Below are 25,318 nucleotides of genomic sequence, written 5' to 3'. Positions count from 1 at the left end.
TACTGTAAGCAATAGACCTAGCCGAGATATTTATAAAGATGGCCTCCCAGAGCTGTAGCCAGCGATAACGGTAGCCGCTTCCAACAACCGGTCAGCAGGCGATATTTCCAGCTACTTTCGGCAGTTGCGGCCAGGCCCGCACATTGTGGATAATAGTAATAAGGTAAGGCCTCCTCGTCGGCTCCCCAACGCCGCTTGAATTCCATTAATCCCGTATTCGCCCGCGCCGTTCGTCCAAGATCCATAAGACAATATCCTTGTTCGCAACCCCAGCTAATCGCGCTCCATAGAAGCAAATTATTGGGCGCCAGATTCAAGTAGCGCTCATCTGATGCCCCATATGCATAGCGTATAGTTGTGCCTGCGGTAAAGAAGATCATACCGGCGATAGTCGTGTTTTTGTGCTCGGCAAGTAACATTCTCAGCGCCCCTTTGTGAGCAAAAACCTCCCATAACTCCAGAAAGAAGCGCAGAGGTTGAGCGGGCATGCCATGCTTCATTCGCGTTCGGACATGCAGTTGGTGGTAACGCGCTATATCTTCGCGACTTTGAGCGCTGCGAATTTGAACATCCAGCTTTTGAGCCTTCTTGATCTGTCTCTGTACCGGTTTATGCAATCTCGACCAGACACTCTGTGGATCGGCGCCAAGTTGCAATAACCAGCTGACATATAAATCCTTTTCCAGCAGTTCAGAGCACTGGGTCAGCACTGGATTCAGGCCGCAGCGCAGCTCTAGAGAGCGCACTTTCTGCCGCCGCGAGAGTGCCAGCGCCTGCTCCAGAAGATCATGTGCATAGACCTCATCAGCTGCCAATAACGGACAATGGTCAGAAAAAGGTAACGATACCAGGCGCTTTCCTGTCAATGGACTTTGCACCAGGCATAATGGAAGCATGCCAGTAATATAATCATGCTTATCTGCAGTAATCAACGTAATAGTCGAATAGCCATAAAATCTTTTGAGCAGATCCAGCCAGGCCTCATCATAGTAAAATATATTTTTTGCTTGCTGCTCAATTGAATGATGCCAATGCATAGATGAAGGATAGGTATCCAGGCTCTGCAGCATAGCTTTATCTCCTTACCGCTATTTTTTTTACTCTTGAGAGCACAATAGAGGAACAATCCCCAGCGCAGGAAGAGGATCTTCCCAGGCAAAAACCGAAAAGGCTGTAGGACCAATCAAGCTACGTAGATAATCTGAAGGTGTAGTAATTCCAGCACGTATTTCCTGCCAGCCAGCGGGAATATCTGTGAGCAGGCGTACCCAATGGTGGTGATAACGGGGGGTGCTGGCTTCCAACTCTAGCCCTAAGGCATCACAGTATTGAATATAAGGAAAGTCGAGTCCACATATTCTACACAGCGTATGCCATCCCCAGGCGCGCACATTGATATCCAAGAGCTTGTACTGCTGATCGCGAGAATCATATTTAAACTCTATCTCAGCTATACCTGAAAAATGCATATATTGCATCAGATTTTTTACAGGCTCAAGAAGCTCTGGAAGCTCTACAGCCTCAACAAAACTGCTATTTAGCCCATAATCAATAGGGTACTGACGAGTACGCCTTGCACTCATCCAGAACAACACATTACCTTCTTTACAGAAGACACCTACCGAAAACTGCGTATTTCCATCTCCCGGTATCATCTGCTGAATCATAAGTTCATCAGGACAAATAATCTTAGCTGCACGCGAATACTGTGCCGATAGTTCCTCATAGTTATTGACTGGAAAGGCTTTGAGATGCATGCTTCGGTGAAAATGGACAGATCTAGCCGGCTTAATAATCGCCGGAAAGCTAATCTGTCCCGCTCTCAGATCCCTCTCTCCTGATGCATACCAGGTTTCAGGATAGGCTATACCCAGTTCTTGAGCCATACGATAGGTCAGGCGCTTATCATTAGCCCAGCGTACAACCTCCCATGAAGGCGTTATCAGGCGATAGACCAGAGCCAGTTGTTGCCGATTATGGGCTACCAACTCCACCACGTCATCAGTGGTGGGGAAAAGCAACCAGTTCTCCAAACGTTGCTCCTTACCGACATGGAGCAAATAGTTCACGAAATGCGTATTATCCATTGGACCATGCCATTTGTAGCGCTTCACCGCATAACGTGAAAACCAGGCAGCCCGCTGCACATTATCGATAACTATACACGGTATTCCTCGCCTGCCCAGGCTCCGGACAACCCCTAAAGCCCTGAAATCGCTTCCAATAACAACGGCTCCCAGTACGCCAGTTTGCCGGACCATAACATTTCATCTCCAGGCTTTTGCCTTCTCCCGCTGTCAGCAACGAGCTGCATTACAGCAAAAACGAGCTTCAACATCCTTAGTTCTAACAACCTGTCGCTTCGGCAGTCTGCTTAACCCTGACATTCTTGCTCGATGGCAGCCTGTAATAGCAGACATCGTAGTAAATTTAGCTTATGTCTCCTTCGTCATCTTAATAAGCTTCTTACCAGGAGAGCATAGCATGCTCAAGTGTAAGCGTGGTAGATATTATAGTAGAGGAAAGCCATCTTGGTACCTGGCCAGATCAGGCTAGTCAGGGTCTAAATGCATAGCTTATTATGTGATAGTAGAGAATGAAAAGGTTAGAAATGCACAGAACAGCTGAGCAAACCAGGGATATCTTACCCGGTTCCCAGCGTTGGGATGCTGGTCTACAATGGTATGATTTTCTTCTGGCTATAGAATTTCATCACGACGGAAATGGCAAGATGATGTATGGCGAAGGGCAGGCTTTAGGCAGCAATATCAACTTTCGCCATGAGCTCTCTGCTGACTTAACTATCTCTCCACAACCTCAATATTTACCGGGCTACGACTTGCGTATGCTATAAGTATCTTGATCCACATGGTCTGATGAGGAAAATAAAGGAGAGAATATTGCGTTCCCCACAACCAGGGATGCCTCTATACCTGCTGCGCATCGCACTAGTTCTTCTAGCGCTGCTACTTAGCAGTGCCTGCTCTTCGAATACTTCGCCAAGGAGCACACAGCATACTCCGCCACCTCAGATTACACCAGCTGCTTCAGCGATGCTTCCTGAGCAACGGATCTGGAAACAGGGCATTTCCTCCTTCATTTTTGGTACTAATGATACGCAGGAATGGTATCAGAATAACGTTGAGACGAATCCTGCTATTCAACAAGCCCTCAAAGGTGCTCATTTTACCCTGATGCGCACATTCTTTTTCTCTAAAAGCCTGGTCGATAACCATGCTACTACTGACAAAGAAATTGAGCAGCGCTTAAAAACTATCGAGAATAGCGATATGATATGCCTTGGCGTTTTAGCAGATATTTTCGATGTTAGCTTTGCTAAGCACGTTGTCAGCTATGCAAGCAATCGCTGCAATCTTTACGAATTTGGCAATGAGCCAGATACCGCAGATATTGGGATAACAGATTATCTGAAGCAATGGAACACTGTCATACCATTATTACGGCAGATTAATCCGAAGGCCAGCTTCATCGGTCCTGCTGCAGGCGTAGGCTCATATCTGAAAGAATTTCTTACGGGAGTAAAACAGTCAGGAGTGTTACCGGACGCCGTGAGTTTTCATTGGTATCCTTGCTGGCACGATACGCAGGCGGATTGTCTGAGTAAAGCAAACACGGTAGGACCAAAGGTGCAAACAGCTCGTACCTGGGTTAAAGAGTTACTGGGCAAGGATCTACCTATAGGCGTTACGGAATGGAATTTTGATCCTGGCAACCCTCCTGCTCCTTATGGTAATGACACCAACTTTATGAATAGCTTTACGACCGATGCGCTAGAAACCATGATGCAAGTTGGCGTAGATTTCGCCTGTCAGTTTGCCGCCGCCAGCGGCACTGTCTATCTCGATATGTTCGATTTTCGAACCAGTAAGCCCAAAACCCAATACTATACGATAAAAATGCTTATCCAGCGCTATCGTATTTAACAGTTAAAGTCCTCGGTCGAGAATTCTCGACTTGCTTAGTAACCATCTAATAACTGCATGACTATCTTTTTTGCGGCAACTCCCCACGCATCCCAGTTCAATTTCGTTTCAAACATGGCCCTGCTTGATCGCACAAGTTGCGCATAGCGTGCTTGATCTCGGTATAAGGATGCAATAATCGCCGCATATTTATCTCCCCGAGCAGTATAGGGCAATATGCAGCCATTCTCGCCATCTATAACGACGCCAGAGACGCCTCCGGTATCGGCAATGATCACCGGCAGGCCAAATGCGGCTGCCTCACAACACACAATAGGCGTACAGTCGTTCCTTGTCGGCAAGATTAGAAAGTCAGAGCTGAGATAGAGACCTTTTAATTCCTCATTCTGCTTTCTATCGTTTTTATCTAGAAAGGGGATCACTCTCATATGTTTATGAGATAATCCGCCTGGCGGCCGACATCCACAAACAATAAGTTCTGCCTCAATTCCCATCTCTTCAAGGTGCAGAAGGGTTTCAAAGGCAATAGATCCCCCTTTGTGCTCCCAGTTGGCCCCTATAAATAACAATTTGCAGCGTGACGATCTCTGTCGTTCCTGCACCATTGCCGCCTCTGGCGGATACGTAAAATTAGCTCCAAAGGGAAGTACATGGACTTTTTGCTTATCTATGGCATAGTCTTCAATAATGGAATGGGCCGCCCACGGCGACGATGCAATTACCGCACTTGCTTTCGTAAGGGCCATCTTCTCAAGGAGATGCAGCTCTCTTATTGATTGTTCTACCAGATTTATATATTCTTGATGATAATCTATCAATAAACCGTAGGTCGCGTCTTCTACTAGAACTATCGGGATTTCCGTCTGCAGAAAGGCGATTTCCGTCTCGCCAGCAGGAGATACGATGAGATCAAAATGCTGTCTGGCCAGACGCTCGCCAAGCCTTTTTGCATGTTGCCTGGCAACGAGCACACAGTTGTGGTAGGCATAACGCTTGCGCAACAGCAGCCGTGAAGCGCGATGCACGAGCCGTGCAATTACTTGCTCATTGCCACGAACTGGGCTTATATAGGTTATCTCCCCGCAATACTTTTGCATTGCCTGGGCAATATGGTAGTAAGTACCGGCCCAGGACCACGTTTTAATCTCCTGTAGAGCAAATTCCGTCAAAAAAGCGATTTTGAGAGGTCTATCCTTCTGTAACATAAACACATCCTTAACTCTAAGCTACCTTCTGCTTGCGAAAAGCCGTGTATAGCGCCACCATGTCCTCACGGGGTATGGTTCTCAGCAACAGAGCCACACCCAGATATGTCAGAATAGCAATTAGCAGGATTATAAAGACACTTATTGAGCGGATAGCTGGCCAACGCGTAAGCACGTTCGAGATATCTACAAGCCAAATTGCCGCCCCCATTGCCAGGCTGGCAATCAACGCTTTGAGTCCTACACGCCAGCTTCTTAGAGGTAAGAGATGGCGAGGGATCAAAGTGCACTGCAAGCACAGGATCAGTAATTCGGTGAGCGAGGTCACAATAGCAGCACCCACATGTTGATAAAGAGGAATGAGCAAAAAATTAAGTCCCAGATTAAAAATAAGAGCGATTAAGGCAATAATTGGCGTCTTTTGCTCTTTTTTGATAGTTACAATGGTATTTGAAAGCAAGGCATTGGCATAAAGTAGGACAAGGCCAGGAGCCAGGCCTTGCAGGGCTGGTATCGTGTGGACAAACTCATCCCTATGATAAAGAAAACCAACAATAAATGACGCAGCAAAAATGAGAAAACAGGTGATTGGAATGCTACAAAACAGTAGCATATTCATAGCTTTCTCTATACCCAGCTGCAGGCTTTCCTCGGAGTTGCTAGAAAGCTTAATTAGCACAGGGTAGGTCACTGTCATAATGATACCGGAAAGAAACGTTAGCGTATCAAAGAGTCGGTAACCAGCCCCATACCAGCCTATTACTGCAGGAGGCTCCATCAACGAAAGCAAAATAGCATCAATGCGATAATAAATAATGCCCAGCACGCCGTAGAGAACAAAAGGAACACAGGTATGAAGCAGTTTTCGTATCAAGGCAAAGTCTATGCTTAAGCGTATTCCCCTGACGCGTGCAAAGAAGCAGCCGGCTTGCACCAATGTATTGAGTAGAGAGCCTACAAGTAATACGCAAGCCATAGCCTCTACTCCGGCCCCACGCTTGAGGATAAACCAACCGATGAGCGCAGAAAGACCTTTCTCAAGAATAGAACCCAGAACTGGAAAGGTCATTTGCTCAAACGCATAGTATAGAGCAGAAAATGTTCCCCCAATAGCGCTACTCAAGATAGTAAGACCGGCAATGGCCATTAAAATACGCACCTCCATGTTATAGCCCAGAAGCCAGGAGGCCACTAGAATCACCCCATAGATGAGCGGCCAAAATAGCAGCTTGATACTAAGCGTATTCCACAGATAGCGCTGTGCCTTATCAGGTTCCTGGGCTACGTCCCTGATCACCTGCTGAGTAAAGCCTACATCGAGGGGGAAACCCACGAGTAAAACAAAAGTAGTGGCCGTGTAGAGCTCGCCAAATTTGACGTCTCCCAGAAAACGCCCATAACAAATCATAAGTACCAGAGTTGAAGACCAGGTTATGATCTGTCCAACAATCGAAATAAGGGCATTACTTACCATCCTACGCAGCGTTTTCATCAAACCCGATACCTTTCCCTCAGAGGCTCCGCTTAGCTCATCATATCTCGATCATAGCATTGGCGGGTTTTGAAAGGATCTCGCTTACGGTCGAGAGTTAATGACTTTAAGCTCGCTCTTATCCTCCTGGCTAAGCTGACTTACCCAATCATCAAGGAACGATAGCAGATCTTTCTTGTATAAAAGCTCACAGTGATCAGCATAGGTAAAGCTATATGGACTTTGAAAAGTTTTTCTCGACGCCATCTCGACCACAAGAAAAACCATTTCACGCGAATAGGCAGGTATGCTTAAACAATGGAAGTGTCACTCTAGAGAAAGAAGGTAGATATGCATGAGCCGTATTCTTGAAGTTATATTTCAACGACCTATACGGCTTCTCTCACTGGTCATCTTATTGCCAATCTTCAGCGTGGCGGTGGGCTACTTGATCATCCCTCATACCTATGCATCGCGGGCCTCTCTCTGGTCCTTACGGCGCTATGAGATCATTGGTGATGTCAACTTACAGCCCAATCCTCCACCCACGCCAGCCGATACACAGGTGGCGGCGCTTTCGGCATTGCTGCAAACGCGTGACTTTGATCTCGCAGTCGCCAATGAATCTGGCCTTGTTACAAATCTGGATGCCGCAACACGCAATGCCCCTCAGCTACGCGACGATGCCCTATTTGATGAGATCTCCAAACACGTTACGGTAACTTCTCAAAATAATAATCTCTTTACCATCGACTATACGAATCGCGATCCCCAGATTGCCAAAAAAGTTGTCGCGGCCGTGATCCAAAACTTTGGCTTGCAGAGTGTCTCATTCTCGCGTATTCAGGGGCAACGCTTGCTAGAAAATTATCAGAAACAGTTAGCCATGGCCACTCAAGATGCTAATGCAGCGACTGCCCGAGAACAACAATACCTTGCAGCGCACCCTCACGTTACCCAGAACATTTTGTATGTCGGTCCACAATATGCTGAGCTCTTTGATCCAGAATACGCCCTTCTACACACTCAATCTGCCCAAGCGCTAGATCGCATGCAACAGATTCAGACCCAGATGGCCACAACGCAACTACAGATCGCCGCCCAGGGAAGCAGCGCAGATAATCTCTTTAAAGTTATCGATACTCCCGACGTAGCTGATCGTCCGACTGGAAGAACAAAATTATTGTCTATGGTAGGCGGAGCTGCACTGGGCATCGCTCTTCTCGCCTGCACGCTTTACATTATTATTCTGGTACGCGGCGACCGAACGTTATATACTCCGCGCGATCTGGATAATATAGAAGCATACCCCATCGTTATGCAGCTGCCCTATCTAACATCCAAAGACCTGCCCCGCCTATGGGCAAAGTCTATTCAAAATGGCGCAATATCCTTACAAACTAAAAATTCTCATTAAATAGACTGAGAGAGAACACATATGGGAGAAGATACGCAGGAGTCCACTTTAACGCAGGAAGTAGCTCACGTGAATGAGGTTGAGGTCAATGAGCAAGCGCCCAATCCCTCAAATGGGAACGCACCGGCTTCTCTGACCTTAACAAGCGTTATCCAGCCAATACAGGAAACGCATAAATCTATTGCTCCGCAAATGGTTCTCAAGCGAGACAAAGCAAATATCCGTCTGCTGCAAGAAAAATGTCGCCAATTTTGCCTTGCTACCTTTTTTCGTCAACACGAACCTGTCCGTAGTCTGGGCATTACCAGTTCAATTAGTGGGGAGGGTAAATCTCTTTTAGCACTTGCTCTGGCTCAGGTTTTAGCTGAAGACAGCACAAATCCAGTTATCTTGTTGGAGTGCAATTGGGAGCATAGAAGCTTGCACAAACATCTAGATATTCCTTTACATCCAGGATTAGCTGAATGGTTGCGCGGCGAATGTAGCGAACAGGCTATTCGTCATGAAATAACCCCCAATCTCACAGCCATTCCCGCGGGAAATAGCAAGCGAGATACTGTGAAGTTGTTGCAGCAAATACAACAGCAAGGGTTGCTGGATATGCTGGCGCATAATAACGCCTTGTTGCTAGTTGATCTCCCTTCCATTCTTACCACTGCTTATGGTGCTCTTGCCGCCAGCCTGGCCGAGAGCATCGCTATTGTGGTAAGGGCTGGCGCAACTACAGATTTTCAGCTTACCGAGACATGTAGCAGACTTAAAGGATTATCTATTGAAGGTCTGGTTTTCAACCAGATGCAGAGCAAGATCCCGCGCTGGATACAACGGATTCTGTAGGAGGCTTCAGGAGATGGCACTTTTCGTACTTCTTGCGCTTTTCTTATGCCTGGGGTTATTTAGCCGATCCTTTACACGCCGTACGCGCCTGCTCATGTTTGTTTTTATTGTAGGTATGCTTCTTTATATATATCTCATCTGAGAAATTTCATGCATAGACCACCGCTACTTACTAGCTCTGCTACAAGCGTGACTGATTTGCTAACCGGTCAGAAGAAAAAGGACTGGTTAACTTTTCTCACTATTCTTAGCGCCGCTTTTTGTCTCATAACAATACTGATTATAGCTGGAACTAAATTAAGCTTTGGCCTGGTATTAAGTGGGTTCGTGCTATTGCTTCTGGCTCTAGCAATTATGAGATGGCCCGGCATCGGCTTCTTTATAGCCCTGCTCTGTACAGTCCTGGTCGAGGAAAGTCCGCTCAAAATCCATATCTTCACTGATGAACTTAATGTCTTTTACTGGCCTCCTGATCTGGCTGGTCAGGTTGAGCGTCCCTTTGGCTACCTTATCCTCTTCACACTCTTCATTCTCATCTGTCACAACTTGCTGAAGCGCAGGAAACCGCTCGAAGGCGGCCAATTTCTGCTGCCACTCCTTTGCTTCCTGATCTGTGTCCTGATAGGTGTAGTTCATGGCCTGAGCAGCGGAGGTAATTTCAAAATCATTACCCTGGAGATCCGGCCTTTCTGGTATCTGCTCCTGGTCTATTTACTTACCTATAACCTGATTAAACAGCGTGGCCATATCTATCTCTTCTTCTGGATTGTCATTTTAGGAGCAGGTATCAAAGCGCTACAGGGAACCTACATATATCTTGTTGTTTTACATGGCAGTGTAGCCGGGGTCCGCGATATTATGGCTCATGAAGAGTCTTTCTTTTTCGTTGCTCTCCTGCTCATGGCCTTACTGTTCTGGCTCCAGCATTGCTATCGACCTCAGTTTTTTCTCGCTTTGCTCGCTACGCCCTTTATTCTCATCGCCTTGATTGCTAATCAACGCCGGACAGATTATTTGGCGCTTCTAGCCGGTATTGGGGTAGCTTGTGTCCTGGTTTTTTGCGTCAAACCTCAAATACGCAAAGCGCTTGCCATCGGAATGCTCATTTCGGCAATCGTCATAACCGGTTATGTCGCGCTTTTCTCAAACAGCAGTGGAGGCCTGGCCGAGCCAGCGCGCGCTATAGTTTCTATCTTTCGGCCAGATCCGCGCGATGTGGACTCGAATCAGTATCGTGTAGCAGAGAATTATGACCTAAAATTTACAGTTAAACAAAACCCACTCATCGGCTTTGGTTTTGGCAAGCCGTTTCTACAGCCCCAACCGCTAGCCGATCTCTCCACTGGTGATCCGGCATTTGGAGGCAATCCTTTTCGTTACGTTCCCCACAATACCATTTACTGGGTCTGGATGCGTACAGGAAATATCGGCTTCTTTGCGCTTCTCTATCTTTTCGGCGCAATTATTATACGTGGCTGTCTCATCGCGCGAAGTCTGCAGGATCGCTATCTACAGTTGGTAGCGATCTACGCAGTTGCAGTTATCCTTATAGAGGTATTTGTGGCATATAGCGACTACCAGCTTTTCACTTACCGCAACATTATCTATCTAGGTATGCTCATGGGCATCTTACTCAAGCTACCGGTCATAGATAGAGACAAAACTAACCATGTACCCAAAGTAGGTTCAGGAGTGCACTATGCCCATCGATAAAGTACCTATTTATTGTTTGCGCACAAATCCTAAAAATTGGCTCAGAGCAAGTTTGTTAAAATTTAAGCTCACAGCTCGGGAAATTCTGGAGCAAGCATCCCTTCCGGTAGAAAGCCTGAAGCACATGCCCTGGTCTGAAAGGTACTCATACCTTCATTCTATCGCGCTTCGTAACCAAGCCAATAGATGGGAAAACACGACTGGAATCGCTCCCGCAGATTCCGGCTTTTCGCTCATCATACCTGTTCATAATGAAGAGCACAGCCTTCCCTCTTTCTTGAGCACCCTTCTGCTTGCCGATTTACCTTCAGCAGCACATATCAATATCATCTTTATTGCCAATGCCTGTAACGATGCTAGCGGCCAGATCCTCGACAATTTTCTATTTGGTCTGGGAAAAATCGAGATGCGATTGCTCCAGGATAACTTCCATGATCAGCTTTTAAATCCCTCTTACAAAGCGGTAAGTCTGGACAATGTTACATTTATGCATCTGGATACACAAACTCCCGGCAAAGGGCATGCCTTACGAACTGGCAACAGTCTTGCCCGGAGCAGTGGACATAGCATAGCGATGTGCATAGATGCCAACGATTATATAGAGCCGGATGCCATTCGCCTTATGTTCGGCGCAGCTATTCATACGTTCCGCAATCCGCTAGCAGTTGGTGATGCAGTCATCCTCAGTGGTATGGGATACTCGGAGCGCCGGGTATCCTGGCTGAAGCGAGCTATAGACATGATTGAAAGCAAACGCCAACACCTGGTCAATGATACCAGCGGATATATCCTGGGGTGCTTGATGGCCTGGAATACAGAATGGCTCCATAGTATCGGTAATCCCCTTGGCATTGCTCTTGAAGATTATGCAATGGGCGTTCTGGCGCGCGCGCACGGCTATAGGATAGGGCAAGTTAAAGAGGCTATCATCTGGAGCTATGGGGTAAATACATTTACAGACCTGCTGGAAACTCGTTCCCGCTATGTGCGTGGGATGTTGCAGCTATTATATGCAGCTAACTATGCACCGTCTACGCAAAAAATTGTTGAACAAGATTCATTCTTCATGCGCAATTTGCGTGCACGACTGCACCATCTATTGCAATGCTCCAGAATGCATCCATTGAATTTTCCTAAATATCTCGCCACATTCTTCCTATGGGAATATGCCCTCGTCAGGGGCAAACGCGATTTCAGACGCAATCCGACAAACCCAACCTGGAAAAAGATAGCATCTACGCGCTAAAGATCTCCATCGGGATGATCCAAATTCGGCAAAAGGAGCAACTTATGAATGGAAAAGTGGTAGTTGTCGCCTGGGCCAAACACTCCCGGCGCGCCGAAACACTGGCTACTGAGCTGGGAGGGCGCTTGAGTCTGCAATATGAGCGACGCCTCAAGGGACTCTGGCTAACGCCTTTACGTTACATCGTTCAGGGCTGGAAAACCTGGCATTTTCTTGAGCAAGAGAGCCCTGAAATTATTGTGATTCAAGCCCCGCCAGTCTTTGCAGCTCTAACTATAGCTCTCTGGTGCAAGTTGCGCGCAAAGGTATCCAACAAGCCAGCAGCTTACGTTGTAGACTGCCACAGTGGTAGCTTTTATAGCCGCTGGTGGACCTGGACGATCCCAATACAGCGCTTCCTCTCACAGAGGGCCCTTGTCACTCTCGTTGCCAGTGAAGATGCGCTGGATACACTAAAACGCTGGCGTGCGAGAGGTATTTTTCTTGTCGATGGCTTACCAGAGCTCAGCGGCGCCAGTGGCGATATCGGTACGCAAGGAGATGCTCGGATAGCTGTCATCAGTAGTTTTGACTATGATGAGCCACTTTATGAGATCTTTGCCGCCGCGCGTCTCCTGCCCCGGGTTGCTTTCTATTTAAGTGGAGATCCTCAAAGGCTTCCTCCTAAACTGCTTAAGCAAAAGCCTGAAAATGCTATTCTGACAGGCTTTCTTCCCGAAGATCTCTATAGCGGCCTTCTTCAAAATGTCCATGGGTTAATGGTCTTGACGACTGAGCCAAATATTCTCAATTGTGGGGCCTATGAAGCTCTGGCCATGGCAAAGCCTGTGGTTGTTTCCGATTGGCCACAGATGCGCCGTTGCTTTACCCGGGGTTTCATCTATGTCAAAAATACGCCTGAAGCTATTGCTACTGGAGTTAAAAAAATGCTTGCTGAGCGTGAAACGCTTACCCATGAGATTATTTTGATGCGCTCAGAATTAATGATGCGCCGCCAGAGCTGGTTTGCCGAACTTATAGCGCTCTTAGAGCAGAGGAGAACGGATGGGCTTGCCACAATACGCAATCGATAACCGCTTGATTGTTGCTATTTATCCGATCAGGCTTGTAATTTCTTTGCGTTCGCTTTCTGCCCCTGCCCTTCTAACTAAACTTACGATACCGCCCCTCACAGCGCAGATACTTTAGAGAATGGAGCCTATACGTATGTCACCTTGTCGCCTTTGTGTAATTACTTTTGACTGGTATCCAAGCGAGCCACGTGTCCATCGTCTCTCGGAAACGGCAGTCACGGCAGGACATCAGGTAGATGTTATTTGCTTGCTTCAGCCGGGCGAGCCCTCCTTTGAAACACGCAACGGCGTAAATATCTATCGCCTGCCGGCAAGTAGACATTACGCGGGCTCGGTTCCAGAACTGCTGCTTAGCTGGCTACGTTTTCTGCTACTGGCCACTATCAAGGCTACCTCTCTTCATCACAAACACCGCTATGAGCTCGTCCATGTGCATAATATACCCGATTTTCTGGTTTTTTCAGCGCTCTTTCCCCGATTTAGCGGAGCAAAAGTCATTCTGGATGTACAGGATGTCACACCAGAACTAATGACCATCAAAGCAACTGGTTATAGACGCGCTCTCTTAAGGCGTCTAGCGATCTGGCAAGAACGCCTCTCCACAGCCTTTGCTGATCATGTAGTCACTGTTGGGTGGCCCTTCGAAGAACTTCTCTTGCAGCGTGGGGTTCCGTCAAAAAAAATAACCATTATTCTTAATAGCGCTTATCCTCCACTCTTTCCTGCAGCCCAAAGACCACCTTTACCCGGCAGCGATGTTGCTGAAGAAGAGCAAACGTTCATCCTTATGTATCACGGCACGGTCGTAGAACGTTATGGACTGGATACTGCTCTGCGCGCAGTCGCTCTGGCCCTACCCTCTATACCCAGGCTCCATTTTAAGATCAGAGGAGCCGCCAATCCTCAGTACAGCGTCTTCTTACAAAAGCTGGTTTCGGAGCTGGGTATTAGTGAGCACATCACTTTCATTGAGCCTACACCTTATCTAGACACCATTGTAGACTTTATAGTTCATGGAGATGTCGGGATCATTCCCTATCGCAATGATACATTTGCAGATCTCGTTCTACCTACGAAAGCCTATGAATTTGCCTGGATGCAACGGCCAATGATTGCCTCCAATACGCGTGCAATGCGTTCGATGTTTCGCGCCGAATCTGTAGCTTTTTGCGATCCTTCTAAGCCAGAAAGCTTTGCAGAAGCTATTATAGATCTCTATCGCCATCCAGAAAAGCGCGCCAGTATGATCATGCATGCCAGCCAGGATTACGAACCATATCGTTGGGAGCGCATGGCAGAACGCTACGAGCAACTGCTCATGCAGCTAAGCGGTAGACAACAAATGACGGCAGTAGAACAACCTTCGCTCGCTTCTAGAGATGTCATGACTTAATGCGCTGTCTTTACATAGTGTGAAGCGCATAAAATAGATTTTAGAAGGTATTTTTAAAACATGTATCCTACATAAGGATTGAAAATGACTTCTATTACCTAAATTATAGTTAAATACCTTTTCACCTGCACATCATTTCTACTATAGCTCTATGTATCTGCTCCGATACCAACAGCGGAAGCGCTAGTCTCGATGAGTCAGGGGCACAAGCGTAATTTGCTTGTGCCCTATATTCTATCTTTCCGGCCTTGAGATTTCTTTAGAGGGCGCCAACCAGTTGAAACAGCAGGCGTCGTTCCTGTACTGCATTTGCCACAGGCATAAGCTGGAGCGTTAGTTCATCCAGACCAAGACCCAACAGCTCTTGCAATCGCCGGCGGACCATGGCTTCATCTCCCCAGATGAGCAGTGTCCGTGTCAAAGTCTCCAATGCTCTTTCATCCCCTTTGATAGCCTCTTCCCAACCTGCCTGTTTCAGCATACTGGAAAACGTATCAAGCTGTGTTGCTGCCTGGACCCAGGGACGCATTACGGCAAGCGCTGCCGCGTCATCGGTCGTCAACGCTACCGGGATATGGGCAATGAGCGGGAGAACGGGCCTTCCTGCTGCCTCTGCGCCGGCACGCAATGCAGGCAATGCCTCCTGCAAGAGATAGGGAATGGGACAAAGCGCGGAAAGTGCGCCATCGGCGATCTCTCCCGCTTGCCAAAACGCCTTTTTGCCAATGGCCGAGATGAGCAACGGCACCTGAGCCCGGCGTGGATGGGGATACATAGCTTGATCGACGACAACCTGGAAAAATGTTCCTTGGTGCTCAATGCTACCCTCCCATAACACGCGACGCAAGATCTCCAGGAACTCTTTGAGATAGGACTGAGGCGAAGAAAGTGAGGCTCCATACCAACGCTTCATCAAGGGGCGATGTCCAGCGCCTATTCCGAAGCGGAAGCGTCCGGGAGCGAGATCATGCAATGCGAGCATTTGCTGTGCCATCACTACCGGGTGGCGCGGAGCAGCAGGAATGATAGCCGTGCCCAATCTGATCTGATCAGTTTGGACAGCCGCCGCCGCCAGCAGGGTCAGAGTCTCTGCGAAACCAGCTCCCCAGTCCAGCCAGATCTGTCGGATGCCAGCTTGCTCGGCCTCTCGAATCTGGCTAAGAGCATCTGTGGCAGTAGTAGGCTGCAGAAAGATCCCCACTCGATCACGAAGCGGTAAGGGCTCTGAGGTAATTTGGGAATGTTCTGATACTTGTGACATAGGATTTTCTCCCTTTCATCGAATGTCAGGCGGGTTCTTGAGCTGTGCACATCTTCAGAACTCGATTAACGCAACTTCCTGTTGCGTTAACTATATCACAGACTCACCAGTAAATGCAACCATTTGTTGCTTTAAGTAAGAAAAGGGAGTATACTAGATCCATGAGCACGCATCCTTCGCATAAGGCAGATGCCTCCAAGTCAATACAAACTAGTGAGCAAGCACGAGGTCGGCGCCAGCGATCTGGCGGTCGCAGTGCGCGCGTTCAGGCAGCCGTGTTTGAGGCTACGCTTGAACTGTTGGGGGAACAGGGATATGAGGCCCTCAATTTTGCCACCATTGCTCAACGGGCCGGAATCCATAAAACTTCGCTCTATCGACGCTGGGAAACAAAGGAACAGCTCGTCCTGGATGCAGTGGAAAGCCAGGTCACGAAAGAATTTCCGCTTCCCAACACCGGATCATTGCGTTCTGACTTGATTCACCTCGTTCGCTATCTCTCGGCTTTTCTTCAGTCAGCTGTGGGGCAAGCCCTGCTCCAGATGGCTTTCGCCTCCAGAAGAGAGCCTGCCATTGGTTCCTTTCCCAAAAACTATTGGCAGCATCGTTATCCCTATCTTCGCCCTTTGTTCGATCGTGCTATTGCGCGTGGAGAGTTAGCTGCTCAGACGGATCTTCAACTGCTCTTCGAGATGCTCCTGGGCGTACTCTATGTCCGCGCATTTGTGCTGGGCGAATCCCTTGACGAGACGCTACCAGAACGGATCGTTGACCTGGTACTTGCAGATGGAGGTGCCAGGAAACCGGCGACCACCTAAGCCGCCGGCAGAGACAGTCAGGATCGGGCAAATGACGGCGGACTACCAATAGTACAGAGATGGAGGCTTGCTAGATGCCATTGCCCATCCTGGCGGATAAATACCAGTGTAGTGCGCAATTGTGTGTTTATGGGATTATCCCGGTAAGTGGCCTCCTGGGTAAGCCGACCGATCAGAATAGCGGTCTCATCGTACCCACGCACCTTAACCTCGTCCAGGGCATGAACGCTGTATTTCATCTCACCGCTCCTATGTCGTGCAAGCCACTCCTGCTTGCTTAGCAGGAAGCCGAGCGTCCCGACGCCCACGAAATCATTCGCCAGAAGCTTCTCAAGCAAGGCGATATCCTGCTGTAACTCGGCAGTAGCCCAGGTCAGCGCAAGCTGTGCTATCTCTTGTCCAGTCTGTTCTCGATTCATGTTGATCTCCTTCTGATGCAAAGAATAACGCCACATGGTTTCTGAAAGAAATGCTGGCTTGTTACGTTCTTAGCTTCCAACTTCCTGGCGCAGGAACGCCAGCAGTTCGGCATTCACTTCCACCGGATGCTCTTGCTGCGCCCAGTGCCCAACGCCTGGTAAGATCACCACCTTGCGCAGATTCGGCAAAGCCTTCGTGGCTTCAAGGCTAGCGAAGCGCATAGTGCTATCGCGTTCTCCTCCAATGAAGAGCACTGGCTGCTGCACGCCAGTTTTCGTCAGACTCGACAATTCCTCCCAATCCAGATCTCTGGCACGATACTTGCTTAATGCTCCACGAAAGCCGGTGCGGGTAAAAACCTGCGTGTTATATTCAAGATCAGCATCGCTAAGCCAGGTGGGAAGCCGCTGCGGCTCAGGCATGCCATCCAACGCTCCGGCATTGGCTGGTTTCTGGGTAAACAGGTAAGGAACCAGATCGGCAGGAGCATCGCCAGAGAGCGCATAGAAGAACAGGCGCAAGGTTCGCTGCACATCGGCTTCCAACTCTTTTTCGGCTACTCCTGGCTGCTGAAAGTAAAGAGCAAAGTTGAAGTTATGCCCAGACCATTGCTTGAGCATCTGGCTAGAGGCTGGTGGCTGCTCTTCATAGGGGATGTTGAGCACCGCCACAGCACGAATGCGCTCAGGAAAGAGCCTGGCGCTCCACCAGGCAATGTTGGCTCCCCAGTCATTGCCAACCAGCACGACTTGCTGCTCTCCTAAGGCATCTAGAATACCGACGATATCAGCGGCCAGGTTGAGAAGAGTATAGCTTTCGACTCTCTGCGGAGCCTCGGTCTCGCCATAGCCGCGAACATCTGGGGCAACCGCGTGGTAGCCAGCGGCAGCCAGAGCAAGCAGTTGATGCCGCCAGGAGTACCACAATTCTGGAAATCCATGTAACAAGATCACGAGCGGTCCAGATCCTGCCTCTGCCAGGTGCATTCTGATACCATTCGTCTCGATAGAACGATGGGTAATCTCGCTCATAAATGCTTCTTCTTTCTTTTGATTGTCTTCTCCCACAACGGAGCCAGGTTGATGTGACCAAGTATAGAGCCCTATTCTCCACTCGGCATCATCCTTATCGGATGATTGCAAGGCGTGATAAGAAAATAGTTGGCAGAAAAGAAGATGGTGAAGCGAGAAAATTTACAGTCCTTCGTGAGACTCCTGCGACATTCGTTGCCTGGTCTGCTACTATGGCCACGTGAGCGTCATGAATCCGAGCTTTTTTCCCTGGGCAAGCGAACACGAGACAGAGGATGCACAGAAGGATACAAATGCAGGAAGCACAATTCTCAAAGCTGTTATAGGCAATACATCTTGGGTAATAAGGAGGAGAATAAAAGTGGCCATTTCCTGGAGATTATGACCACCTGTATACTGTGAAGGATTCCACTACCAACATTTTTACAGCTTATGAGTTTTGTATGGCTGGGATGTTGCGTGTATGGCAATGAATTCCCCCTCCATACAGATTGAGAGCCAGCGCGTTAATTTGCACAATGCGCCTCTTGGGAAAAGCTGTCTGTAGGACTTGCAGCGCGGCCTCGTCCTTCTCTTTTATCTTCTCAGGCAACCCCTCCTCGTAATATTTTTGTGCCACCACTATGTCATTGGCAATCAGAAAATTACAGTAACTCATGGCAGGCAGTACGTTCACCGGTGCTTCAGGGAAAGGTGTGCCATCCATCAGGAAACCGCCCATGTGCTCCCTGGTTTCGCCCCAAGATACAAAGGCATCATCCTCTGGGTAAAGATTCAAGTAGATTGGCTCTGGCATTGGCATTTTAAGAATACGAAATGCCTTGCCTTCCTGCGTTCTAGCTGCCTGTATCGTCTCATATGCCTGATCTAAGCGCTCTTTGTTTAAGGCGTGCAGTTTGCTTACGGCAGCCTCCTCTTCGCTAACCTGGGCAATCACAATAGTGCTTTCATCAGTAAAGCGGCAGATTTCATCAATATGTCCGTTGGCTGAAGCAGAGCGATAGGAGCGAAATGTTCCATCAGCAGACGGGATAGGGCCAGAGTAGGAATACTCATCGTCATAGGAACCTCGCGGCAGCCAGATGATTTGGTCAAGGCTGAATATCCGCTTGAACTCTTCATCCACTTCAGCAAACGTTTTATCGGGATTGCGTTTATCGACTTCTGTTTCACGCACCGCCATCATCGTACCCTTTCCATTAAATTCCCGGTCGCCACCCTCGCTGATAAGGGCAGAAGAGAGCGTCTTCTCAATACCTACCAGCTTTGCATGAAAGTCTCCAAATCCGCGCAACAGACGAGAAAGTTCGTCATCTTCCGATAGGTAGCCATACATATCAAAGCGAAAATCCACTCTCATACGTTCACCACGCTCCCCCACCATGACCTCCGCTCCAAAATCGCGTGGATAGGGTATCTCTGCAGGAAACAGCACAAAACGAATGTCAGCAACATCAACCCCATGTTGAGAGAGTGCCAGTACTGCTCGTTGTTGTATCTGGACATCAGCACAGCATATAATAACCTCTACCTCATTTATCAGCGCCTGCACCACTTGAATGCTCACCGCATCAACGCTCAATTTGCTCGTCGCAAAGGGTTCCAAGGGCCAGATGAGAAGAACGGATTCCTGACGCTCAAATTCCCCAACAGTTCGAAATTTCTGCATGTTTGCCTCCTCCTTCTCCTGTACTTTTCTTGACATCTATCCATACGTAAATAGTATGGAGTATAGACTCACCACAAAGTCAAGAGGGGGCTCTTCTCTTGATGGAGAAAACGAAAGCAAAAACTTTTACCAAACAGGCACAAACCAGGGTAAATAACGATTAGCTTTTCAAAACCGGAAAGCCTTGATAGGCACTCTTCCTCTTACCAGGCACAGCGGCTGCAGCCCCCAGCCTTACTGGGCCAGGATAAGAATATTGCTCCCTCCTAATACTCGCACAGCAAGATCCTGGTTGAGCGCGTAGAAAAGCTTCCTCGGCAATTTGAGCAGCTTCCGCTTGATTTCATAGCGAGCATTGTCGGATGGAAGCTCATTAGCCATATGTGTATAGAAATAATCAAGGACCTCATAGCCAGCATCCCTCACCATCTGCAGCGCCGTATCTTTAACAAAATGGTGGAGGTGGCCATAATTTTCGCGCGACTTAATAAGTTTGCCGCTCAGTACCATATTCACAGTCAATTCAAGAGGAAGATGAATAATCTTATACTGGCTTTTTGGCCTGATGTCTCGCAAAAATCCTAAATAATCTTCCAGATGTTCGATCACATCGATCAATAAAATAGCATCAAAATAAACCCCTTCTTCCTTTCGAATATCTTGTAACCTGAAGTGCAGCTTTGCATTTTCCCTACTCCGGCAAAGCTCAATCGCCTGCGGAGAGATCTCGTAACCCCAAAATGCGCATTCAGTGCTCATCTGTTCCTGCATTTGCTTCAAGATCTCGCCAACGCCACAACCCACTTCACAAATAGTCCTGAGCCTGATCTGCCTTTGCTCTAGCATACGCATAATCTGCTTGGCTTTCCACGGCGAATCTTCAACATGCCAGGTAGGATTTTTTTGCTGAAACTCGCCGCTGGTATAAATCTCTTCGAGCATAACTTTTGTCTCCTCAGATCTCAAACTCATCATCATCGTCAAGGCGAACGCGCTGCTTGTCTAAACGCCGCTTGCGCATAATTGTCAAGAGGAAGCGTGCCCCTAGAGCAATGAGAAGCAGTGAGCCAGCCAGAGTTACGGCCAGATTAAGTTTGTTAGCATAGAGCAGCGCTACTATTGCAGGTATTCCCCCTTGATTACTCTCTGGAGATCCTATATTCGTTGGCGCACTCCTCATCGCGCTGAGCACATTAGTGGTCATCATCTGCACACGGCGATCAGCTCCATACTTCTCATAGGTGTTATCATCCAGCTTCCAGGGCCAGTAGATTGTGCCTGCAACAAATACCAGCGCTCCGCTCTGCGCGGTATATATGGCCCCACTGGCAGTAGCATGCTCCCCATATTTACTGATTACCGGAGAGCGCGACAGCGGAACGAGGCCGGATGGCGTTAAGCCATTATTCCACACACTATCGAACTCATAGCCGACCAGGCCTGGAATTGTGCTTCCATTCTTTAAGCCAGTTCCCTTATAGATCCAATGCTGAGAATTCGTAACTACCCAGGGAAAGCTCACTCCATAATCGAATTCCGAGTTATACATAATTCCCAGCAGAGCATTCTCAGGTTTATGCACAGGCGCATCACGCCACATCACCGTCGCTATGTCAGGGTTAGTACGACTGAGCGGATCGCGATTCGCATCCTTATAGCATACTTGAATACGATTTGATACTCCACTACTCGATGGCTCAAAACGGATCTGCCAGAAGATATCATTGGCCGCAAAAAAGGCCAGATTCTCTCCCTGGCTCAGGGCAAGAGCGAGATTATCGCGCATATCCTTCGACCAGTATTCATCGTGCCAGTCAGTAAGAAATACTTTGCGATTGGTGTACATCAGAGGATTTGTCTGCGTATCAAGACTGGTAACATAGGTGACATTGTAGTTGTGCGCCTCCAGCCAGCGGAGCATATTGTAGTCACCGGTGAAGAGGAAACCTGCACCGGCCCAATCATAGTACGGTCGATCATAAGATACCTTGTAGGCTCGCCCTCCTGTGGAGTTAAAATCATAGAGACTCTTTCCTCCCCAATGATTATATGCCTGATAGGTTGCTACCGGCACCTGGTAGAGAATATCGGCAGCCGCCTCATCAGCTCGCAGCACGAAGGTAATATAGCCAACGGAGCCATCTTTAGCAATAAGCTTTACAAGATAAATACCACTCACCCAGTCTTGTGAAGTCTGTAGAACATAGGAAACCTGCCAGTTACACTCAATCAGACCAGTGTCAGGTTGCGGAGATGGAATGGGTTGATTCTGCCCGGAGAGATCAGGCACACTTAACAGCAAGCGCGCCCCATTGCCCTTATACCATCCCATCCGATAGACTTCCAGATTATAGCTTGCCTCTTTTGTGCTTATATAGAGTGCCAGAGCGTCTCCATGATTAATACTTGTCTGAGCTGCATAGCCACTGATGGCCTGCGGGCCAGAAGCAGTTGTGGAAATCGCAGGGCCATCATCTATTCCCTTTGCTGCGCCTTCGCTCCCAATAAACTGGGCTGAAAGTTTCTGCTGCTCGCTAGCTCTCAATAGCTCAACGGATTGCCAACGGGTCGTGCCTGTATGCTGATTTTCCCGATATATAGGATTAGCAGCCTGGACGTTGAGTGCAGTCCTGGCCGGCACTTGCCCTTCGATAGCAAGCAATACTTGTGCCAGACATAGGACAAGAAATAGAATACCGAATAAGCTATATTTCACCCAGGCAGCAGTATATATCTGTGGAAAAGGGGCATACCCAGGCACGCAGCGCTTCCGCCGTAGCCACTGCATGCCTGAATATGGATTGGCCCCTACAGAAAGCCGCTCAGGCCAGTTTTCCCTTGTTAAGTTCTCGATTGACAGCAACATATGGTACCTTTGCAGATGCAACCTCCAGGATACGTAAAAAGAAATCCTGAATGGTTACCGAATCAATATCACCACTTATCGCAAGTGCAGCCCGGCACTCCTCGGGCCAGCAGCCAAAATAGAGCAAAGGTGCATCTAACTGCTCAATCTTTTGCACAAGCGAATTACGCCTCTCAAGCTGCTCCGCTCGCGTCGTCCCTAATCCTTCAGGCATGTCCAGATCAAGACTATAATTGGTAGCTTCTCCTGGTGAGCTCCACACGCCTGGATAGCCTTGCTCGTAGAGAAAATCCATGACAGACACAGGGGTTCTTTGCGACAAGGCAATACAGGGACACTTTGCTGCCTGCAAGATGCAGCGATGTTCACAGATAACCTCCTCCCTGCCATTAGCTACAATAGGCGATTGGTAATTTACGGTCAGGTGCCGGGCAATTAACGTTGCCCGAGGAGCGCATGATGCTTCAACTAACCAGCAATCAGAGCCCACAGCCGAGATACCTATCCTAAATTTGCTGCGCTCCTTCCACCACTGTGCAACATCTCTTAACGAGGCAATCCAAACTGCCTGGGGACGACTCCTGGCGTAACGCAGTAAAGCCTCTAGAGACAATTTACACAAAACTCCACGTTCAGGATGCAAGTTGAGCGTATAGATCCCACCGTAGCTATACACTCGCTCCATAACCTGACACCAGATACGCCCGATCTCCATAGGATCAGTAATTCGCAAGCGATCAAATAGGATCTCATCGTCTGGAATACTGGTTGGAATGCGCAAAAGAGCACCTTCAAAATGTGGGCGCAAGGTATAAGCCGTAGGCTCGATAGCCTGGAAAAGCGCCATCGACTTTTCATATCCGCTTCTTTGAGCAGGTAAAAGCTTCTCACAATTAATGACATCATGGATAACCGCCTCGTTGCTTTCGTAGGTAAAGCCAAGAGCAGCGAAAATATGCAAGACCTCTTCTGTCCAGCCTAAATAAGGGTTGCGAAATCCTTGAAAAGGCAGGGCGAGTGAATGAAATATAGATATTGCCTGCCGGGTTTGCTGGTACTGCTCTTCTTCGCTCAAGCAACGATAATCATTATGTACATAGCCATGAATACCGATCTCCGCGCCGCTTGCAGCTATCTCCGTAATCAAAGCAGGATGGCGGCGTAGCACAACAGCAGGGATAAAGAAGGTTGGGGCCGCGTTATAGGCCCGTGAAGCTTCGAGCAGAGCATACAATGCCTGCTTGATTCTTGCTTCACTAAAGCCAAACCGGGCGAATACCGTCCATAGCCGTCGCACAAAGTTATGCATGCCCTTGGTCTTAATAGAGAAAGAAACGAGATTCATGATCGTTGCGGCAGGACACCGGCGCCTTCAGCGTGGGGCAATGCCGCCCTCCTTTCTGACAACTGTAGCCATCACAACCCCGCACCCGATGGCAATATGTATGCTTGAATCCATCGATAATTTCTTGCCTGGCAGTGATATTGAAGTAGCCCTTCGCCCGGACAGCCAAAGGAAGTTACGGGAGACGCTTACGTACGCACTAGTAACCCCTTTTCTAAGGATAGGACCTTCTCTACAAGAAGAGGTTTTTTTAGCCGTCAAGAGAAGGTCGAGAAATTGCGCTAGAAGTCTAAATTTCTTTTCCTTACACTTCCAGCCTACCAGCCAGGCCAAACTTGGCTCACTTCAAATTAACTCCATAACTGGTACTCAACGGCCGGCTCACTTTCAGGCAGCGCTTTTTGTGCGCATATTTCTCGTTCCCCTTTTCGCAAAGCGCGTACTCGCTGCGAGTTGAGCATGAGCTTGCCCCAGTGCTGCATTTCCCAAAGCAAAAATTGTATACTGATAGAGGCACATAGAATAGCAGCGCGTAAGCAGGTTTCTATGGCAGCTTTCTATGGGCCTGACTGCAGACAAGGGTAAATGTAGCATTAGCCATATTCTTGTCTAGCACACAACCTTAGAGATCAGGAGTAAGAGTCAATGAAGATTCAGAAAGTAGGAGTTGTTGGCTGTGGCCTGATGGGAGGCGGTATAGCACAAACCTGTGCTCAATCCGGTTACGAAACAGTTGTGCGTGAAGTGAATCAGCAGCTGCTTGATAAGGGCATGACGCGTATTCACGATGCATGGGATATGATGGCGCGCAAAGGGAAACTCACGCAAGATCAGGTCGAGCAAAATCGTGCTCGCCTCCATGGCACACTTGCCCTTGAAGACTTTGCCGACTGCGATCTGGTCATAGAGGCAGTGATTGAAAATATGGAGGAAAAGCTACGCCTCTTCCCAGCGCTTGATAAAACCTTAAAGCCAGAAGCCCTTATCCTCAGCAATACTTCCTCGCTTAGTATTACCCAGATGGGGGCTGTAACAAAGCGGGCTGAGCAAATTTGCGGGCTTCACTTCTTTAATCCCGCCCCGGTTATGAAGCTTGTCGAGATTGTACGGACAATTTCAACTTCAGAGCAAACGATTGAGACAGTAAAAGAGTTTGCGCTTTCACTGGGCAAAACACCGGTAATTGCCAAAGATACTGCTGGCTTCATTGTCAATTTCTTGCTCATTCCCTATTTACTAGCAGCTATTCGTATGCTAGAAAATGGCATGGCCAGCCGTGAGGATATAGATACTGCGATGAAGCTTGGTTGTGGTTATCCAATGGGCCCCTTGACCTTGCTCGATTACGTAGGGCTCGATACGACTCTCTGGGCTGCAGAAGCTATTTATGAAGAGTATAAGGACCCGCTGTATGCACCACCGCCATTGCTGCGCCGCATGGTAGCATCGGGCATGTATGGACGCAAGAGTGGGCGTGGCTTCTATCAGTATTAGTCTCAAAGACTTGCTCAGTTAGCCAGGCAATTCCTTCAACGTAAGTATCCTCAACAGGTAGATATCGTTGTGTGGTATCTACCTGCCTCGGGAGAGTAAGTACATAAAAAGAGTT

At 48.3% G+C, this 25,318-nt stretch carries 21 protein-coding genes; 10 read left to right on the top strand and 11 right to left on the bottom strand.

What is annotated here, in order from left to right:
• Positions 1-17 precede the first annotated feature (17 nt).
• A complete protein-coding gene (locus EPA93_RS47755) occupies positions 18-1,070 on the bottom strand; it encodes a lipid II:glycine glycyltransferase FemX (RefSeq protein ID WP_129894322.1) in 1,053 nt (350 codons plus the stop codon).
• 27 nt (positions 1,071-1,097) lie between these two features.
• Positions 1,098-2,261 carry a carboxylate--amine ligase gene (locus EPA93_RS47750; protein WP_129894321.1) on the bottom strand — a complete coding sequence of 388 codons (1,164 nt, stop codon included), beginning with the start codon at positions 2,259-2,261 and terminating at the stop codon, positions 1,098-1,100.
• 350 nt (positions 2,262-2,611) lie between these two features.
• Here EPA93_RS47750 and EPA93_RS47745 point away from each other — a divergent pair, with 350 nt between their 5' ends.
• Both EPA93_RS47745 and EPA93_RS47740 read left to right on the top strand, forming a co-directional pair.
• The gene (locus tag EPA93_RS47745; protein WP_129894320.1) at positions 2,612-2,854 is read left to right on the top strand and encodes a hypothetical protein; all 243 of its coding nucleotides are present in this window, start codon (positions 2,612-2,614) and stop codon (positions 2,852-2,854) included.
• A gap of 46 nt (positions 2,855-2,900) precedes the next feature.
• Entirely contained in the window at positions 2,901-3,944 is a 1,044-nt protein-coding gene (locus EPA93_RS47740) for a GH39 family glycosyl hydrolase (RefSeq protein ID WP_165423885.1), read from the top strand.
• A gap of 35 nt (positions 3,945-3,979) precedes the next feature.
• Here the strand turns inward: EPA93_RS47740 and EPA93_RS47735 are convergent, their stop codons facing one another.
• Together EPA93_RS47735 and EPA93_RS47730 are read right to left on the bottom strand one after the other, a co-directional pair.
• Complete coding sequence (locus EPA93_RS47735) at positions 3,980-5,149, bottom strand: glycosyltransferase family 4 protein (protein ID WP_129894318.1); 1,170 nt, start codon at positions 5,147-5,149, stop codon at positions 3,980-3,982.
• Between the two features lie 16 nt (positions 5,150-5,165).
• Positions 5,166-6,641: a flippase gene (locus EPA93_RS47730; RefSeq protein ID WP_129894317.1), complete on the bottom strand. Its 1,476-nt coding sequence runs from the start codon at positions 6,639-6,641 to the stop codon at positions 5,166-5,168.
• 334 nt (positions 6,642-6,975) lie between these two features.
• On the opposite strand from EPA93_RS47730, the gene EPA93_RS47725 reads away from it, so the two are divergent.
• The 6 genes from EPA93_RS47725 (at position 6,976) to EPA93_RS47700 (ending at position 14,299) form a co-directional block, all read left to right on the top strand.
• A complete protein-coding gene (locus tag EPA93_RS47725; protein ID WP_129894316.1) occupies positions 6,976-8,037 on the top strand; it encodes a GumC domain-containing protein in 1,062 nt (353 codons plus the stop codon).
• Between the two features lie 21 nt (positions 8,038-8,058).
• Positions 8,059-8,874: a P-loop NTPase family protein gene (locus EPA93_RS47720; RefSeq protein WP_129894315.1), complete on the top strand. Its 816-nt coding sequence runs from the start codon at positions 8,059-8,061 to the stop codon at positions 8,872-8,874.
• A 150-nt stretch (positions 8,875-9,024) separates the two neighbouring features.
• A complete protein-coding gene (locus tag EPA93_RS47715; protein ID WP_129894314.1) occupies positions 9,025-10,587 on the top strand; it encodes an O-antigen ligase family protein in 1,563 nt (520 codons plus the stop codon).
• Positions 10,574-11,833 carry a glycosyltransferase family 2 protein gene (locus tag EPA93_RS47710; RefSeq protein WP_129894313.1) on the top strand — a complete coding sequence of 420 codons (1,260 nt, stop codon included), beginning with the start codon at positions 10,574-10,576 and terminating at the stop codon, positions 11,831-11,833. The genes EPA93_RS47715 and EPA93_RS47710 overlap by 14 nt, the downstream gene beginning before the upstream one ends.
• A 44-nt stretch (positions 11,834-11,877) precedes the next feature.
• Positions 11,878-12,906 (top strand): glycosyltransferase, encoded by a 1,029-nt coding sequence (locus EPA93_RS47705; protein ID WP_165423884.1) that lies wholly within the window; start codon positions 11,878-11,880, stop codon positions 12,904-12,906.
• Between the two features lie 133 nt (positions 12,907-13,039).
• Positions 13,040-14,299 carry a glycosyltransferase family 4 protein gene (locus EPA93_RS47700; protein WP_165423883.1) on the top strand — a complete coding sequence of 420 codons (1,260 nt, stop codon included), beginning with the start codon at positions 13,040-13,042 and terminating at the stop codon, positions 14,297-14,299.
• A 259-nt stretch (positions 14,300-14,558) separates the two neighbouring features.
• On the opposite strand, the gene EPA93_RS47695 is transcribed toward EPA93_RS47700, so the two are convergent.
• Positions 14,559-15,560: an LLM class flavin-dependent oxidoreductase gene (locus EPA93_RS47695; RefSeq protein WP_129894310.1), complete on the bottom strand. Its 1,002-nt coding sequence runs from the start codon at positions 15,558-15,560 to the stop codon at positions 14,559-14,561.
• Positions 15,561-15,721: 161 nt separating this feature from the next.
• Between EPA93_RS47695 and EPA93_RS47690 the strand changes: the two genes are divergently transcribed.
• Entirely contained in the window at positions 15,722-16,378 is a 657-nt protein-coding gene (locus tag EPA93_RS47690) for a TetR/AcrR family transcriptional regulator (protein WP_165423882.1), read from the top strand.
• Positions 16,379-16,395: 17 nt separating this feature from the next.
• On the opposite strand, the gene EPA93_RS47685 is transcribed toward EPA93_RS47690, so the two are convergent.
• The 6 genes from EPA93_RS47685 to EPA93_RS47660 form a co-directional block, all read right to left on the bottom strand.
• On the bottom strand, positions 16,396-16,797 hold the full coding sequence (locus tag EPA93_RS47685) for a nuclear transport factor 2 family protein (protein ID WP_165423881.1): 402 nt from the start codon (positions 16,795-16,797) through the stop codon (positions 16,396-16,398).
• Positions 16,798-16,866: 69 nt separating this feature from the next.
• Positions 16,867-17,829: an alpha/beta fold hydrolase gene (locus tag EPA93_RS47680; RefSeq protein WP_129894307.1), complete on the bottom strand. Its 963-nt coding sequence runs from the start codon at positions 17,827-17,829 to the stop codon at positions 16,867-16,869.
• Between the two features lie 430 nt (positions 17,830-18,259).
• Complete coding sequence (locus tag EPA93_RS47675; protein ID WP_129894306.1) at positions 18,260-19,498, bottom strand: agmatine deiminase family protein; 1,239 nt, start codon at positions 19,496-19,498, stop codon at positions 18,260-18,262.
• 234 nt (positions 19,499-19,732) lie between these two features.
• Positions 19,733-20,440 carry a class I SAM-dependent methyltransferase gene (locus tag EPA93_RS47670; RefSeq protein WP_129894305.1) on the bottom strand — a complete coding sequence of 236 codons (708 nt, stop codon included), beginning with the start codon at positions 20,438-20,440 and terminating at the stop codon, positions 19,733-19,735.
• A gap of 13 nt (positions 20,441-20,453) precedes the next feature.
• A complete protein-coding gene (locus EPA93_RS47665; protein WP_129894304.1) occupies positions 20,454-22,364 on the bottom strand; it encodes a N,N-dimethylformamidase beta subunit family domain-containing protein in 1,911 nt (636 codons plus the stop codon).
• A complete protein-coding gene (locus tag EPA93_RS47660; protein ID WP_165423880.1) occupies positions 22,321-23,673 on the bottom strand; it encodes a polysaccharide deacetylase family protein in 1,353 nt (450 codons plus the stop codon). Before EPA93_RS47660 ends, EPA93_RS47665 begins: the two co-directional genes overlap by 44 nt.
• A 681-nt stretch (positions 23,674-24,354) precedes the next feature.
• On the opposite strand from EPA93_RS47660, the gene EPA93_RS47655 reads away from it, so the two are divergent.
• Entirely contained in the window at positions 24,355-25,203 is an 849-nt protein-coding gene (locus tag EPA93_RS47655; RefSeq protein WP_129894302.1) for a 3-hydroxyacyl-CoA dehydrogenase family protein, read from the top strand.
• The last annotated feature ends 115 nt before the right edge of the window (positions 25,204-25,318 follow it).

Source organism: Ktedonosporobacter rubrisoli (assembly GCF_004208415.1).
GTDB lineage: Bacteria > Chloroflexota > Ktedonobacteria > Ktedonobacterales > Ktedonobacteraceae > Ktedonosporobacter > Ktedonosporobacter rubrisoli.
Note: the sequence above shows the minus strand (reverse complement) of the source record. Positions and strands in the feature narration are given on the sequence as shown.

Excerpts from the sequence above, each read along its gene's own strand:
- EPA93_RS47735 (WP_129894318.1), bottom strand. The coding sequence starts at position 5,149 with ATGTTACAGAAGGATAGACCTCTCAAAATCGCTTTTTTGACGGAATTT.
- EPA93_RS47725 (WP_129894316.1), top strand. The coding sequence starts at position 6,976 with ATGAGCCGTATTCTTGAAGTTATATTTCAACGACCTATACGGCTTCTC.
- EPA93_RS47730 (WP_129894317.1), bottom strand. The coding sequence starts at position 6,641 with ATGAAAACGCTGCGTAGGATGGTAAGTAATGCCCTTATTTCGATTGTT.
- EPA93_RS47655 (WP_129894302.1), top strand. The coding sequence starts at position 24,355 with ATGAAGATTCAGAAAGTAGGAGTTGTTGGCTGTGGCCTGATGGGAGGC.
- EPA93_RS47710 (WP_129894313.1), top strand. The coding sequence starts at position 10,574 with ATGCCCATCGATAAAGTACCTATTTATTGTTTGCGCACAAATCCTAAA.
- EPA93_RS47665 (WP_129894304.1), bottom strand. The coding sequence starts at position 22,364 with ATGTTGCTGTCAATCGAGAACTTAACAAGGGAAAACTGGCCTGAGCGG.
- EPA93_RS47695 (WP_129894310.1), bottom strand. The coding sequence starts at position 15,560 with ATGTCACAAGTATCAGAACATTCCCAAATTACCTCAGAGCCCTTACCG.
- EPA93_RS47660 (WP_165423880.1), bottom strand. The coding sequence starts at position 23,673 with ATGCATAACTTTGTGCGACGGCTATGGACGGTATTCGCCCGGTTTGGC.
- EPA93_RS47670 (WP_129894305.1), bottom strand. The coding sequence starts at position 20,440 with ATGCTCGAAGAGATTTATACCAGCGGCGAGTTTCAGCAAAAAAATCCT.
- EPA93_RS47680 (WP_129894307.1), bottom strand. The coding sequence starts at position 17,829 with ATGAGCGAGATTACCCATCGTTCTATCGAGACGAATGGTATCAGAATG.
- EPA93_RS47715 (WP_129894314.1), top strand. The coding sequence starts at position 9,025 with ATGCATAGACCACCGCTACTTACTAGCTCTGCTACAAGCGTGACTGAT.
- EPA93_RS47745 (WP_129894320.1), top strand. The coding sequence starts at position 2,612 with ATGCACAGAACAGCTGAGCAAACCAGGGATATCTTACCCGGTTCCCAG.
- EPA93_RS47750 (WP_129894321.1), bottom strand. The coding sequence starts at position 2,261 with ATGGTCCGGCAAACTGGCGTACTGGGAGCCGTTGTTATTGGAAGCGAT.
- EPA93_RS47720 (WP_129894315.1), top strand. The coding sequence starts at position 8,059 with ATGGGAGAAGATACGCAGGAGTCCACTTTAACGCAGGAAGTAGCTCAC.
- EPA93_RS47705 (WP_165423884.1), top strand. The coding sequence starts at position 11,878 with ATGAATGGAAAAGTGGTAGTTGTCGCCTGGGCCAAACACTCCCGGCGC.
- EPA93_RS47690 (WP_165423882.1), top strand. The coding sequence starts at position 15,722 with ATGAGCACGCATCCTTCGCATAAGGCAGATGCCTCCAAGTCAATACAA.
- EPA93_RS47675 (WP_129894306.1), bottom strand. The coding sequence starts at position 19,498 with ATGCAGAAATTTCGAACTGTTGGGGAATTTGAGCGTCAGGAATCCGTT.
- EPA93_RS47685 (WP_165423881.1), bottom strand. The coding sequence starts at position 16,797 with ATGAATCGAGAACAGACTGGACAAGAGATAGCACAGCTTGCGCTGACC.
- EPA93_RS47755 (WP_129894322.1), bottom strand. The coding sequence starts at position 1,070 with ATGCTGCAGAGCCTGGATACCTATCCTTCATCTATGCATTGGCATCAT.
- EPA93_RS47700 (WP_165423883.1), top strand. The coding sequence starts at position 13,040 with ATGTCACCTTGTCGCCTTTGTGTAATTACTTTTGACTGGTATCCAAGC.